Origin of the sequence: Pannonibacter sp. (assembly GCF_051860505.1) — a bacterium.
GTDB lineage: Bacteria > Pseudomonadota > Alphaproteobacteria > Rhizobiales > Stappiaceae > Pannonibacter.
The window spans coordinates 1-13,593 of the sequence record NZ_JBHYDX010000019.1; the positions used below are offsets into that span (position 1 = coordinate 1).

At 63.2% G+C, this 13,593-nt stretch carries 13 protein-coding genes; 5 read left to right on the plus strand and 8 right to left on the minus strand.

The window, feature by feature from the left end; all coding sequences use genetic code 11:
- Nucleotides 1-406: 406 nt before the first annotated feature.
- From ACTIFE_RS13975 to ACTIFE_RS13985, 3 genes are all read right to left on the minus strand, one after another.
- Nucleotides 407-2,617 carry an NADP-dependent isocitrate dehydrogenase gene (locus ACTIFE_RS13975; protein ID WP_439529772.1) on the minus strand — a complete coding sequence of 737 codons (2,211 nt, stop codon included), beginning with the start codon at nt 2,615-2,617 and terminating at the stop codon, nt 407-409.
- A gap of 260 nt (nt 2,618-2,877) precedes the next feature.
- On the minus strand, nt 2,878-3,438 hold the full coding sequence (locus tag ACTIFE_RS13980) for an HdeD family acid-resistance protein (protein ID WP_439529773.1): 561 nt from the start codon (nt 3,436-3,438) through the stop codon (nt 2,878-2,880).
- A gap of 186 nt (nt 3,439-3,624) precedes the next feature.
- Nucleotides 3,625-4,578, minus strand: coding sequence for a hypothetical protein (locus ACTIFE_RS13985; RefSeq protein ID WP_439529774.1), 954 nt, complete (start codon nt 4,576-4,578; stop codon nt 3,625-3,627).
- 173 nt (nt 4,579-4,751) lie between these two features.
- Between ACTIFE_RS13985 and ACTIFE_RS13990 the strand changes: the two genes are divergently transcribed.
- From ACTIFE_RS13990 to rpsD, 3 genes are all read left to right on the plus strand, one after another.
- Nucleotides 4,752-5,582: an RNA methyltransferase gene (locus ACTIFE_RS13990; protein ID WP_439529775.1), complete on the plus strand. Its 831-nt coding sequence runs from the start codon at nt 4,752-4,754 to the stop codon at nt 5,580-5,582.
- A complete protein-coding gene (gene murI, locus ACTIFE_RS13995) occupies nt 5,579-6,367 on the plus strand; it encodes a glutamate racemase (RefSeq protein ID WP_439529776.1) in 789 nt (262 codons plus the stop codon). Before ACTIFE_RS13990 ends, murI begins: the two co-directional genes overlap by 4 nt.
- Before the next feature lie 254 nt (nt 6,368-6,621).
- A complete protein-coding gene (rpsD, locus tag ACTIFE_RS14000) occupies nt 6,622-7,239 on the plus strand; it encodes a 30S ribosomal protein S4 (RefSeq protein WP_439529777.1) in 618 nt (205 codons plus the stop codon).
- Nucleotides 7,240-7,299: 60 nt separating this feature from the next.
- Here rpsD and ACTIFE_RS14005 read toward each other — a convergent pair whose 3' ends face one another.
- Nucleotides 7,300-8,025: a peptidase gene (locus ACTIFE_RS14005; protein WP_439529778.1), complete on the minus strand. Its 726-nt coding sequence runs from the start codon at nt 8,023-8,025 to the stop codon at nt 7,300-7,302.
- A 200-nt stretch (nt 8,026-8,225) separates the two neighbouring features.
- Here ACTIFE_RS14005 and ACTIFE_RS14010 point away from each other — a divergent pair, with 200 nt between their 5' ends.
- Entirely contained in the window at nt 8,226-8,933 is a 708-nt protein-coding gene (locus ACTIFE_RS14010; RefSeq protein ID WP_439529779.1) for a substrate-binding periplasmic protein, read from the plus strand.
- Between the two features lie 196 nt (nt 8,934-9,129).
- The gene (gene ttcA, locus ACTIFE_RS14015) at nt 9,130-10,089 is read left to right on the plus strand and encodes a tRNA 2-thiocytidine(32) synthetase TtcA (protein ID WP_439529780.1); all 960 of its coding nucleotides are present in this window, start codon (nt 9,130-9,132) and stop codon (nt 10,087-10,089) included.
- 4 nt (nt 10,090-10,093) lie between these two features.
- Here the strand turns inward: ttcA and ACTIFE_RS14020 are convergent, their stop codons facing one another.
- The 4 genes from ACTIFE_RS14020 to purL form a co-directional block, all read right to left on the minus strand.
- Nucleotides 10,094-10,375: an antitermination protein gene (locus ACTIFE_RS14020; RefSeq protein ID WP_439529781.1), complete on the minus strand. Its 282-nt coding sequence runs from the start codon at nt 10,373-10,375 to the stop codon at nt 10,094-10,096.
- A gap of 193 nt (nt 10,376-10,568) precedes the next feature.
- Entirely contained in the window at nt 10,569-10,892 is a 324-nt protein-coding gene (gene grxD / locus ACTIFE_RS14025) for a Grx4 family monothiol glutaredoxin (protein ID WP_439529782.1), read from the minus strand.
- 73 nt (nt 10,893-10,965) lie between these two features.
- Nucleotides 10,966-11,199, minus strand: coding sequence for a BolA family protein (locus ACTIFE_RS14030; RefSeq protein WP_439529783.1), 234 nt, complete (start codon nt 11,197-11,199; stop codon nt 10,966-10,968).
- Nucleotides 11,200-11,300: 101 nt separating this feature from the next.
- A complete protein-coding gene (gene purL, locus ACTIFE_RS14035) occupies nt 11,301-13,499 on the minus strand; it encodes a phosphoribosylformylglycinamidine synthase subunit PurL (RefSeq protein WP_439529784.1) in 2,199 nt (732 codons plus the stop codon).
- Nucleotides 13,500-13,593: the final 94 nt, after the last annotated feature.

The window sequence follows — 13,593 nt, forward strand, 5'->3', positions numbered from 1 at the left end:
GCTTCACCGCCATCAAAACCCCCGAAGCACCAAACAAAACAATCCTCTCGCTTCACGGGGAATTATGCAACAGGCCCTCAAGGGGGGAGAGGGGCCTTGGGCCACCACCGAGCAGATCGAGCGGCACCGCGAGCGCGCAAACAAAAGAGGCGGCCCGTGAGACCGCCCTCGAGGTTGATGACAAACCTCTACCTCACCGAAGTCATCCCGGCCAAGCGTAGCGCCGAGCCGGGACCGGAGAGTCGAGGCCTCTATGTTTCAATGAGTTAACCCGGAAGAGACCTAGGCTCTCCGGTCCCGGATCTCCGCTTCGCTGCGTCCGGGATGACCATAGAGGGATTGTTATCAGCAAAAAGGGCGGCCCGTCGGGGCCGCCCTTTTCCGTTCAAACCTCTGAGGACCTGCGTCAGCCGATGATGGCGTTCAGCGTGGCGCTCGGGCGCAGGGCGGCGGCGACCTTGTCGGCCGGGGCGTGGTAGTAGCCGCCAAGATCGACGGGCTTGCCCTGGACGGCGTTCAGTTCGGCGACGATCTTGGCCTCGTTCTCGGTCAGCGCCTTGGCGATCGGGGCGAAGTGGGCCTTCAGCTCGGCGTTCTTGTCCTGGGCGGCGAGGTTCTGCGCCCAGTAGAGGGCGATGTAGAAATGGCTGCCGCGGTTGTCGAGCTGGCCGACCTTGCGCTGCGGCGACTTGTCATTGTCGAGCAGCTTCTCGATGGCCCCGTCCAGCGTGTCGGCCAGAACCTGGGCCTTGGCGTTGGACTTGACGTTGGCCAGGTGCTCCAGCGAGGCGCCAAGGGCGCAGAACTCGCCGAGCGAATCCCAGCGCAGGTAGTTCTCTTCCATGAGCTGCTGCACGTGCTTGGGCGCAGAGCCGCCGGCACCGGTCTCGAACAGGCCGCCGCCGTTCATGAGAGGAACGATGGAGAGCATCTTGGCCGAGGTGCCGACTTCCAGGATCGGATAGAGGTCCGTCAGGTAGTCGCGCAGCACGTTGCCGGTGATGGAGATGGTGTCGAGACCCTTGGCGATGCGTTCGGTCGAATAGCGGGCAGCCTCGCTCGGCGACATGATCTGGAGGTCGAGACCGGAGGTGTCGTGCTCGGGCAGGTAGGCTTCCACCTTCTTGATCAGCTCCGCGTCATGGGCGCGGGCCTTGTCCAGCCAGAACACGCCCGGCATGCCGGAGAGGCGGGCCCGGCTGACGCCGAGCTTCACCCAGTCGCGGATCGGGGCGTCCTTGGTGAGGCAGGCGCGCCAGATGTCGCCGGCCTCGACCTCATGCGCGATCAGCGTGGTGCCGGCGGCGTCGACGATGCGGATGGTGCCGTCGCTGGCGGCCTTGAAGGTCTGCGGATGCGAGCCGTATTCCTCGGCCTTCTGCGCCATCAGGCCGACGTTCGGCACGGTGCCCATCTTCGACGGGTCAAGCGCGCCGTTCTTCTTGCAGAACTCGATCACCGCGTCATAGACGCCGGCATAGGAGCTGTCTGGGATCACGCATTTGGTGTCGTGTTCCCTACCGTCCGGGCCCCAGCCCTTGCCGCCGGCGCGGATGAGGGCTGGCATGGAGGCGTCGATGATGACGTCGGACGAGACATGCAGGTTGGTTAGCCCCTTGTCCGAGTTCACCATGTAGAGCGCCGGGCCGGCGTCGAGCGCGGCCTTCAGATCGGCCTGCAACTCGGCAGCATTCGGCAGGGCGGCAATCTTGGCTTCCAGATCGCCAAGGCCAAGGTCCGGGTTGACGCCGGCTTCTGCGATCGTCGCGCCGTGCTTGGCAAAGAAGTCCTTGAGGAACACCCTGACCACCTGGCCGAAGATGATCGGGTCGGAGACCTTCATCATCGTCGCCTTGAGGTGGACGGAGAACAGCACGCCCTGTGCCTTGGCATCGGCGATCTCGGCGGCGAGGAAGGCGTCCAGCGCCTTGGCGCTGAGGAACGTGCCGTCGAGCACGTCGCCGGCGTCCAGCTTCAGGTTGTTCTTCAGAACTGTGACGGCGCCATCCTTGGCCACGTGCTCGATCTTCGCGGTGCCGGCGGAGGCGGCGGCGATGGTGACCGACGTCTCGTTGGCGGCGAAGTCGTTCTTGCCCATGGTGGCGACATGGGTCTTGGAAGTCGGCGCCCAGGTGCCCATCGAATGGGGGTTCTTCTTGGCGAATTCCTTCACGGCCTTGGGCGCGCGGCGGTCGGAGTTGCCTTCGCGCAGCACCGGGTTCACGGCCGAACCCTTGATGGCGTCATAGATCGCCTTGACGGCCTTTTCCTCGTCCGTGGCCGGCGCGTCCGGGTAGGACGGGATGGCATAGCCCTGCGCCTGCAGTTCCTTGATCGCGGCGTTCAGCTGCGGCTGCGAGGCGGAGATGTTCGGCAGCTTGATGACGTTGGCGTCTGGCTCGATCACCAGGCGGCCGAGTTCGGCGAGGTCATCGGGCTGCTTCTGCGCGTCGGTCAGGTATTGGGGCAGGTTGGCCAGGATGCGGCCGGCCAGCGAAATGTCCTTGGTGTCGATGGTGATGCCGGCCGGCTTGGCGAAGGCCTTGATGATCGGCAGCAGCGAGGCGCTGGCCAGTTCAGGGGCTTCGTCGACCTTGGTGTAAATGATGTCGGCCATGTCGTGTGCTTCCTGGAACGTGAGGATGGAACGGCTGTGATGCGGGCTCGGGACCCGGATTCTCATTCGAGATCTCGTATACAGTTGTGCGCAATATTTGCGAAGGCACAGCCGCAACAATTTGCAGGGTGTTCTAGCAAACAGGGGGGAAAAGGCAATCAATCGAAAGCCGCAGCCCAAACCGCAAGCCGGGTCGCGTTTCGCAAATGCGTCAGACGCACGAAGGCCGGCGACGTCCGCCGCCGGCCAACATGCGAGGATTATTCGGCGGTTGCGCGGGCGGCGAGGCCGATGGCGATGTAGCTCCAGCCGTTGAACAGGATGGAGATGCCGGCCATCAGGCCGAGGGCCCAGTCCGCCGACGCGGGCAGTTCTGCCCAGATCATGCCACCGGCAGCGAGCGAGACGACGCCGGCGATCAGCACCCAGATCCACCCCGAGTGCGGGCGCAGGCGCAAGGCAAAGACGATTTGCGACAGGCCTTGCGCCACGAAGACAGCGGCGACAACCAGCGTGAGGGCCAGCGTTCCGGCGAGCGGGTTGGTGTAGATGATGATGCCGCCGGCCAGCGCGATGATGCCGGTGATCAGCGACCAAAGGAAACCGGTCCAACCCTGCACCTTGAATGACTGATAGATCTGGATCGCCCCACCGATGACCAGCACGGCAGCGATGAGCAGCGTTACAGCGATCGAGGCGGCAAGCGGCGCAGCGATGATCACCAGCCCGCCCAGCACCAGAATGGCGCCGAGAGCGACAAACCAGCCCCAATTTTCCCGCACGCGGGCCGCGATGGATTCGAGGTTGTGGTCTTGGCTCATTGATCTTGCTCCGTGTTTCAGGGTCCCCGGACCACTCTGCGTGCGCCCGAACCAGGTCCACCATGAGTTGCAAGCCGTTACATCCTCGTGAAAATTGTCAGGATAGTCTGCCGATTTCACGCGTGGCAACTGCCATCGCTAAATGGACCGGGCCAGATGGACAGGTGCGGCCTGCAAACGCGATCGCTACTTCAAGTCCGCTGAGTCGATCCCGAGCGCGGTGACGGCCCCGACCTGGTTGACAATGGCGCACCAGATCCGTCCGGTCGGAAAGCGGGCGCAGCCAGGATCATAGGCGATCTTGCCGGGCAGTTGCTTCAGGACCTGCCAGTTTCCGGGGGCCGTCCGGCGCGTCGCGGTGATCTCATTGGCTGAATTGCGGAAGAAGACATAGTAGTCGCCCTGGACGGGTGAGGCGCGAAACACCTCCGGCCGGTCGAGCAGGGGCAGTTTCAGCGTTTCAATCTGGGGCGCGGCACCGATGGCGGCCGCGCTGGCGTTTTCGTAGAACTCGAAGCCCTTTGTGTCCCGGTTGCGCATCAGGCAAGGCACGGGCGAAACATTCATGTCCGAACAGGACGGCGCCGTATTATAGAAGCGGTCCTGTGTGGTTATCTGCCATGTTCCGTCACTGCGCCATTGCCACAGGCGGTTGTCGCGTCCGATCGCGTAGATGAAGAGCGCTTGTTGCCCAAACAGGTCGAGGCGGATGACGTCCGGATCTGACAGCACCTTGCCGCCTGTGCTGGTAAATCCCGTCCATTTGCCGGACTTGATGTCATAGGATGTGTATTGCACCGAGTCATCGGACCAACGAACGGCGCAGACCACTGATCCGAGGCCGTTGTTGGCGCAAGCGGGCGCTCCCTTGAGAGAGCCGCCGATGCGCGCCCAGCCATACCATTCGCCCATGCCGTTACCGGCCTGCCACCACAAGGCGTTGTCCTGGCCGCGAATGAAAATGGCAACCCGCTGCGTGCTGCCGCTGCCCCAGACCACGACTGCCGTGCGGGACGTCGAGACGCCGCCGAGCGGCTTGAACTCGAGTGCCGCAATTGGCTGGGCCGACAAGAATCCGAGAACAATCAGGGACATGAACAGGCGTAGAAATTCCCGCGCCCTGGCTGCAAGTGGCGTCATCTTGACCGCACTCCTGACTTTGCGACTGAGCTCTCTGCCGCAGCGGAAGAAGGGTGCCTCGTCTTGCTCCGGGCGTCAATCGGTGCAATCACAACCGCGCTTGCGAGGCGGTATTACCGGCTTCCGTCGAAGCGCTGGTTTTTGCCGCAAACATCCGCTAAATGCGGATCATCATGACAAGAAACGCAAATATCCGCGATGAGGCCCTGACCGTCGACGTCCGTCCGCCGGCAGTGATCCTGTGCGAACCGCAGTTGGGCGAGAACATCGGCACCGCCGCCCGCGCCATGGCCAATTTCGGGCTGACCGACCTGCGCATTGTCAATCCGCGCGACGGCTGGCCGAGCGAGAAGGCCCGTGCCGCGGCCTCGCGGGCCGACCATGTCATCGACAAGGTCCAGGTCTTCGACAGTCTCGAGGCGGCCATCGCCGACCTTACCTTTGTTTATGCGACGACGGCCCGTTCCCGCGAAGTCGCCAAGCCGGTGCAGGGGCCGGACGAGGCCGCTGCCAAGGTCACCGGCCTTGGCGCGCAGGGACTGGCCACCGGCTATATCTTCGGGCGCGAGCGCTGGGGCCTTAATAATGAGGAAGTGGCGCTGGCCGATGCCATCGTAACTCTCCCGGTCGATCCGAACTTTGCCTCGCTCAATATTGCCCAGGCCGTTCTTGTCTGTGCTTATGAGTGGCGCAAGACGGCAACCAATGGCGCGCTGCCCTTCGTCCTCGACACCGAGGCCAATCCGCCGGTGCAGAAGGACGATCTGCTGCGTTTCTTCGAGCATCTGGAAGGCGCGCTGGACCGGGTCACGTTCTACCGCCCGATCGAACGCCGGCCGCATATCGTGCGCAACATCCGCAACATCTTCCAGAAGGCCGAACTGACCGATCAGGAAGTGAAGACCTTGCGCGGCATCATCGCCGCGCTGGAGGGGCGGCCGACGCGGCCGCGCAAGGATCAGAGTGATCAGCCGGACGACACGCCAGAGGCTTCGAGCGAATGAGCCGGCCCGTCCTCCTGTTCGATTCCGGTATCGGCGGGTTGACGGTCCTGCGCGAGGCGCGCGTGCTGATGCCGGAGCGCAGCTTTGTCTATGTGGCGGATGATGCCGGCTTTCCCTATGGCGGCTGGGAAGAGGAGGCATTGAAGGCGCGGCTTCTCTCCCTGTTCAAGGATCTGCTGCACCGGTTCGACCCTGAAGTGGCGGTGGTGGCCTGCAACACGGCCTTCACGCTGGCCGGTGCCGATCTGCGGGCAGCCTTCCCCGGCACGGTCTTTGTCGGCACTGTGCCGGCGATCAAGCCGGCGGCGGAGCGCACCCGCTCGGGCCTTATCTCCGTGCTAGCAACACCTGGCACGGTGAAGCGGGCCTATACCCGGGACCTGATCCAGTCTTTCGCCAGCCAGTGCCATGTGCAGCTCGTCGGCTCGCCGAAGCTTGCCAGCATGGCGGAGGCTTATATTCGTGGTGAGACGCTGCCCGACGAGGACGTGCGGGCCGAGATTTCCGGCTGCTTCCAGGAGCGGGAGGGCAAACGCACGGACATCGTCGTTCTGGCCTGCACGCATTATCCGTTCCTGGTGAATGTGTTCCGCCGTCTTGCGCCTTGGCCGGTCGACTGGCTCGACCCAGCGGAAGCAATTGCCCGACAGGCGCGTCGGCTGGTGCCGGCGCTGGACCGGCTCAAGGCCGATTCCCGTCCCGACCGGGTCGTGTTCACCTCCGATGCGCCGGATTTTGCCACCCGGCGCTTGGTGCAAGGCTTCGGCCTGTCGCCTCTGGTTTAGGAAATGGCCGGATTTCCGGCCTTTTTTGTCCAGAGACCATGTCCGCGCGTTTGACAATCCCGGTCGTCTCGTCTATTGACCCGCGATCCGTACGGGGCTTGCCCCTGTCGGTCCACGCACCCGTGGGGATTTTCCAGCCGGCGCAGTTCAGCTGGACCCCTGTCGATCAGATCGTTTTGGCAAATGTCGAGGCGGATCCGATAAAGGAGGGCGCGTTTCCTTAAAAAATGAGCCAAACGACAAAGGAAACAGCGATGTCGAAGCGCCACAGCGTTAAGTACAAGATCGACCGCCGCATGGGCGAAAACATCTGGGGTCGTCCGAAGAGCCCGGTCAACAAGCGTGAATATGGCCCGGGCCAGCACGGCCAGCGCCGCAAGGGCAAGATGTCCGACTTCGGCGTGCAGCTGCGCGCCAAGCAGAAGCTCAAGGGCTACTACGGCAACATCTCCGAGAAGCAGTTCCACAAGACCTACGTGGAAGCATCGCGGATGAAGGGCGACAGCTCCGAAAACCTGATCGGCCTGCTGGAGCGCCGTCTCGACGCGATCGTCTACCGCGCCAAGCTGGTACCGACCGTTTTCGCAGCCCGTCAGTTCGTCAACCATGGCCACGTCAAGGTCAATGGCAAGCGCGTCACCATCGGCAGCTACCGTTGCCGTCCGGGCGATGTCATCGAAGTCCGTGACCGTTCCAAGCAGATGGCCCTGGTCATCGAAGCGACCCAGTCGGCCGAGCGCGACGTTCCAGAGTATCTGGAAGTCGATCACAGCAAGATGACCGTCAAGCTGAACCGCGTCCCGGCCTTCAACGAAGTGCCGTACCCGGTCCAGATGGAACCGAACCTGATCGTCGAATTCTATTCGCGCTGATCGGTCTGGTTACCAGGCAATTGGAAAAGCCGCCCTCGGGGCGGCTTTTCTGTTTTGGGGCTACAGTTCCGGCACGGGCAGGGCGTCAACCAGGCGTGTCAGGCCGGAGGCATATTCCTCGCGCAGGCGCGTCAGATAGGTATCGCCTTCGTCGAAGGAGCGCATGCGGCGGGCCTCAAGCGAGCCGCTTTCATACAGCATCAGGTCAATCGGGGCGCCGACCGACAGGTTGGAGCGCATTGTCGCGTCGAAAGACAGCAGTGTCAGCCGGGCTGCTTCCTCAAGGCTGGTGTCATGCCGCAGCAATCGATCGAGGATCGGCTTGCCGTATTTGGTCTCGCCGATTTGCAGGAATGGCGTGCGCTCCGAGGCTTCCATGAAGTTGCCGGCCGAATAGATCTGGAACAGCCGGCGCTCTTCGCCCCGGATCTGTCCGCCCAGCAGGAATGAGGCGGAGGGATCGCCATAGGGATGCACAAAGCTGGCTTCGCGGGCGAGCACATCCCGCAGACAATCGCCGATCTTTTGCGCCGCATCGAACAGTGAACTGGACAGGGCAAGGTCCCGCTGCATGTCGCCGGAGCCATAGGCCTGGCGCAGCGCCGAGATGACCGCCTGTGTGGTGGCCAGGTTGCCGGCCGACAGCACGGTCATCAGCCGTTCGTCCGGCGTTGCAAACACCGCAAGCTTGGAGACCGTCGCGATCTGGTCAACGCCGGCATTTGTGCGCGAATCGGATGCCAGAAGCAGGCCGCGCTCAAGGAAAATGCCAAGGCAATAAGTCATGTCGAATTGCTCGCACCTGTGAAAACCACCGCTTACCATCTCGCACGGAAATGACTTCAAGCCTAACAGGGCGGCGAAATTCCTGCCGAAACCCGCCACTGTCACTGGTTTCAGTAAGGCGCAGGTAATAATTCTGACGCAGGGTCAATTCATAAATTACGCGCATATATGTGCGGTTGAACTGCCAGAGGTCATACAGAATGAAGAAAATCCTGCTGTCTGCCATCGCTCTTGTTTGCTTTGTCGGTGTTTCGAACGCAGCGGAAATCACGCTGACGACGGAAGACTACAAGCCTTACAACTTCATGGAAGGTGACAAGATTGCCGGCATCGGCGCAGATCAGGTGTTCGAACTGATGAAGCGCGCCGACGTGCCCTATAAGGCCGAGATGATGCAGTGGTCGCGCGCCATTGGTCTGGCCGAGAAGGATGCGAACACCTGCGTCTTTACCGCCTCGCACAGCGCGGAGCGCGACGCCCGCTTTGCCTGGGTCGAGCCGCTGTTCGTTGATCGCACCCTGCTGATCCGCAAGGCCGGCTCGTCAATTGCCCCGGCGAATGTTGACGAGGCCAAGTCTTACAGCATCGGCACACAGGCCAAGGATTACACCGAGGATCTTCTGAAGACCTCCGGGTTCCCGAAGATTGATCCGGCCAACAACCTGGAGCAGACCCTCAAGAAACTCGACGCCGGGCGTGTGGATCTGGTCGCTGTGTCTGGCTCCTATTTCGACAGCCTGAAGAAGACAGGGGCGCCGGTCGAGGAGGCCTTTGTTCTCAACGAGACGACGCTGTCGATGGCCTGCAATCTGGGCACCGATGCCGCAGCCCTCGACAAGATGCGCGCTGCCCTGAAGTCGATGATCGATGACGGCACCCAGGCCGCAATCGTCGCCAAATACCAGTAAGTTCGACTGACTTTTACTTGCCTGACTTCCACCTGCAGTCTCCCAAGACTCCTCTCAACTGGCCGCCCCTTCGGGCGGCCTTTCTTTTTCGCTCAACTCCTGCCCTCCCTGGCCTTTACAAAGCCGGAGTGGGGCGGCATAGCAGCCTGAAACACCGGGCCGCGACAGCCGCGCCGGACCAGGACCGAGACCCGACATGACAACTGCACCCGAAAGCCAGATGCTGGAGGCGGAGGACGCCATCGATGCGGATTGCCCGGCGATGCTGCGCGCCGCGCCGTCGTCTGTCGAGTTCAAGAAACTGCGCAAGCGGCTGCTGCGTGAGGTGCGCCAGGCCATCGATGACTACGGCATGGTGCCGCCGGATGCGCATCTGAAGCGTCCCAGGTGGCTCGTCTGCCTGTCTGGCGGCAAAGACAGCTACACGCTGCTCGCCGTGCTGATGGATCTGAAGTGGCGCGGCCTGCTGCCGGTGGATCTGCTGGCCTGCAATCTCGACCAGGCACAGCCCGGCTTTCCCCCTGAGATCCTGCCGGCCTTCTTCGAAAAGAATGGCATCGAGAACCTCATCGTGCGCGAGGACACCTATTCCATCGTCACGTTGAAGATCCCGGCGCACAAGACCTATTGCTCGCTGTGCTCACGCCTGCGCCGCGGCATTCTCTACCGGATCGCGCGGGAACAGGGCTGCGAGGCCATCGTGCTCGGGCACCACCGCGAGGACATCCTCGAGACCTTCTTCATGAACCTGTTCCACGGCGGACGACTGGCATCGATGCCGCCGAAGCTGGTCAATGACGAGGGGGATATCCTTGTTCTGCGCCCTCTGGCCTATTGCGCCGAGAGTGATGTCGCGAAATTTGCCGCCGGCATGCAGTTCCCGATCATTCCCTGCAACCTCTGCGGCTCGCAGGACGGCCTGCAGCGGGAGGAAGTGAAGCGGATGCTGATGGACTGGGAGCGGGCAACTCCGGGGCGTCTCGGCGTCATGGCGCGGGCACTGGCCCATACGCGGCCGTCGCATCTTCTTGACAGGTCGCTGTTCGACTTTGCGTCTGTCCGACCCGGCGCGGCCAATGGCAAGGCGGCCCGGGAGGCGGAGGAGCCATGCGGCGCCGGCCTGGCGATGGCCGCGAACCTGTTTGGCGACCTGTAGCAGTTCAGGATCCCGACCGGCCCTTGAAGCCGCCAACGGGCGTGTTGCGGACGAGAATGACGAGGCCTTCACTGCTGGGGCTGGCGTCTGATGCGGCCAGGCCGCCATGCGGGCGGCACAGGTCATCTGCCGATGCGCGGCCCGTGGACACAAACAGCGTGAGGTTGGCGCAGTTGATCCGCGTCAGTTCCTCGTCCTTGATGATCTTCGGCGTGTTGGCCAGCGCTACGGCGCCCAGGACGAGTACCGAGGCTGCGCAAGCGATTAAACGGATGGTCTTCAGCATTGTCCCCGCTCCCTGCTGTCCGGCCTCATGGCCGGCTTCCGGTACGGAGAATGGCGGTACACGACTGTACTGACCTTGAACCCGGCATTCACCTGAGGTTCAGGTTAGGCGAGTCGGCAAATTTTGCCTAGCGGACATGAGAAGACCGGCCGCGCGGGGCACGACCGGTCCACAGGTTTGTGACCTTGCGTCATTAGCCGGTGGTGACGCCCTTCTCGGCGAACACGGTCTGCAGTTCCTGGTTCTGGAACATCTCGCGCACGATGTCGCAGCCGCCGACGAACTCGCCCTTGATGTAGAGCTGCGGAATGGTCGGCCAGCTGGCGTAGTCCTTGATGCCCTGGCGCAGGTCCGCGTCCTCGAGCACGTTGATGCCCTTGTAGGGCACGCCAAGGTAGTCGAGGATCTGGACGACCTGGCCGGAGAACCCGCACTGCGGGAAATTCGGCGTGCCCTTCATGAACAGCACAACGTCGTTGCTTTCGACTTCGTTCTTGATCCAGTCCTGAATGCTCATCGCTTGGTCCTCGTCTCCATGGGCCGCTTCAAGGGGCCTGGAACAATGTCTGCAGGGGCTTTTGTCGTCTTGCTCAATCCGGCGCGTTGGTCTGAAGGGCCAGGGCGTGCAGCGTGTCGCCCATGTTGCCCTTCAGCGCCTGGTAGACCATTTGGTGCTGCTGCACGCGGCTCTTGCCCCGGAAGGCTTCCGAGACGACGTTTGCAGCATAGTGGTCACCGTCACCAGCCAGATCGCGCACCTCGATCGTGGCGTCTGGCAGGGCAGCCTTGATCAGGGTGATGATTTCATTCGCGTCCATCGGCATCGGTCTGGCCCTCTTCCCTTTGACTTCCCGGTCAGGCAGCGCGCGTCCGCCTGACCTTGCGTTTCCTCACCCGGCAGGATTGCCGATCCGGATGCTCCGGGTCAGCGCGCCGACATGAAGGCAGGGAACCATTCTTCATGCGCCTGACGGAGCTTTGCAACGGATATGGTGAGGATCCCCTCCACAGTCAAATCCGTGCCGCCGGTGGTGCCGATGCGCTGGATCTCGATCCCTGCGTCCAGACCGTCCTCAATCGCCGCGTCCGCCTCGTCTGCTGCCACGGTCACGACATACCGACCTTGATCTTCGCCAAACAACGCAGCATGCGCCGGGCCCGCAACAGTGACGGATGCGCCGAGGTCGGCTGCCATCGCCATTTCGGCGAGGGCGACGCCGAGGCCGCCAGAGGAGATGTCATGTACGGCGCTGACCCGGCCGGCGCGGATCCACTCCCGCACGAGGTCGCCGTTGCGGCGCTCGGCAGACAGATCCACTGGCGGCGGGGCGCCTTCCTCGCGGCCCAGCACGTCGGCAAGATACTGGCTGGCCCCCAGATGGGTGCCGTGCCCGCCGATCAGCAGGATGGCCTCGTCCGGCTTGGCGAAAGCGATGCTCGCGCGCTTGGTGACATCGTCCAGGAGGCCGACGCCGGCGATCGCCGGGGTCGGCAGGATGGCCTGGCCATGGGTCTCGTTGTAGAGCGATACGTTGCCGGAGACGACGGGGAAGTCGAGGGCGCGGCAGGCTTCGCCGATGCCTTTGATGCAGCCGACGAACTGGCCCATGATCTCCGGCTTTTCCGGGTTGCCGAAATTGAGGTTGTCGGTGATCGCCAGCGGCTCGGCGCCGGTGGCGGTCAGGTTGCGCCAGACTTCGGCGACCGCCTGCTTGCCGCCCTCGACCGGATCGGCCTCGCAGTAGCGCGGCGTCACATCGGCGGAGAAAGCAAGGCCCTTGCCGGCGGCATTGACGCGAATGACGCCCGCATCGCCGCCAGGGCGCTGTGCTGTATTGCCCTGGATCAGCGTGTCATACTGTTCGTAGACCCAGCGGCGCGAGGAGCCATTGGCCCCGCCAACCAGCTTCAAGAGTGCCTCGGCATAGTCAGCCGGCTCGGCAACGTCGCTGGCGGCCAGCAGCGGACGCTTCGGGCTCTCGATCCACGGGCGGTCATATTCGGGAGCCTGGTCGCCCAGTTCCTTGATCGGCAGGTCGGCGACAACCTCGCCCTGATGCTTGATGATGAAGCGCAGCGTGTCGGTGGTCTTGCCGACGATGGCGAAGTCGAGGCCCCACTTGACGAAGATCGCCTTGGCTTCCTCTTCCTTCTCCGGTCGCAGCACCATGAGCATGCGCTCCTGGCTTTCCGACAGCATCATCTCGTAGGCGGTCATGCGCTCCTCGCGCACGGGCACCTTGTCGAGATCGAGTTCAATGCCGAGGTCGCCCTTGGCGCCCATCTCGACGGCCGAGCAGGTCAGGCCCGCCGCGCCCATGTCCTGGATCGCGATGACCGCGCCCGAGGCCATCAGCTCAAGGCAGGCTTCCAGCAGGCATTTCTCGGTGAAGGGGTCGCCCACCTGCACGGTCGGGCGTTTTTCCTCGATGCTGTCGTCGAACTCGGCCGAAGCCATCGTCGCGCCGCCGACGCCGTCACGGCCGGTCTTGGCGCCGAGATAGACGACGGGGAGGCCGACGCCTTCCGCCTTGGACAGGAAGATGCCGTCCTTCTTGGCAAGGCCGGCTGCGAAGGCGTTGACGAGGCAGTTGCCGTTGTAGCGGGCGTGGAACTCCACTTCGCCGCCAACCGTCGGCACGCCGAAGGAATTGCCATAGCCGCCGACGCCGGCAACGACGCCCGAAACGAGATGACGGGTGCGCGGATGGTCCGGCGCGCCAAAGCGCAGCGCGTTCATCGCCGCAACCGGACGGGCGCCCATGGTGAAGACGTCGCGCAGGATGCCGCCGACGCCCGTCGCTGCGCCCTGGTAGGGCTCGATGTAGGACGGGTGGTTGTGGCTTTCCATCTTGAAGACGACCACGTCATCGTCGCCGATGTCGACCACGCCGGCGTTCTCGCCCGGGCCCTGGACCACGCGCGGGCCGGTGATCGGCAGGGTCTTCAGCCACTTCTTTGAAGACTTGTACGAGCAATGCTCGTTCCACATGGCCGAGAAGATGCCCAGTTCCGTGAAGGTCGGCTCACGGCCGATCAGGTCGAGGATCCGCTGATATTCGTCAGGCTTCAGCCCGTGGGCGGCGACGAGGTCAGGGGTGATCTTGATGTCGTTGGGGATCATGGGCATCCGCTTCGTTGCGCGAGGGACAAGGCCTGTGCCGGTTCGAGCCCCCTTTAACAGATCACCGCAGGGAATGGGAGAGCTTCACGGCTCA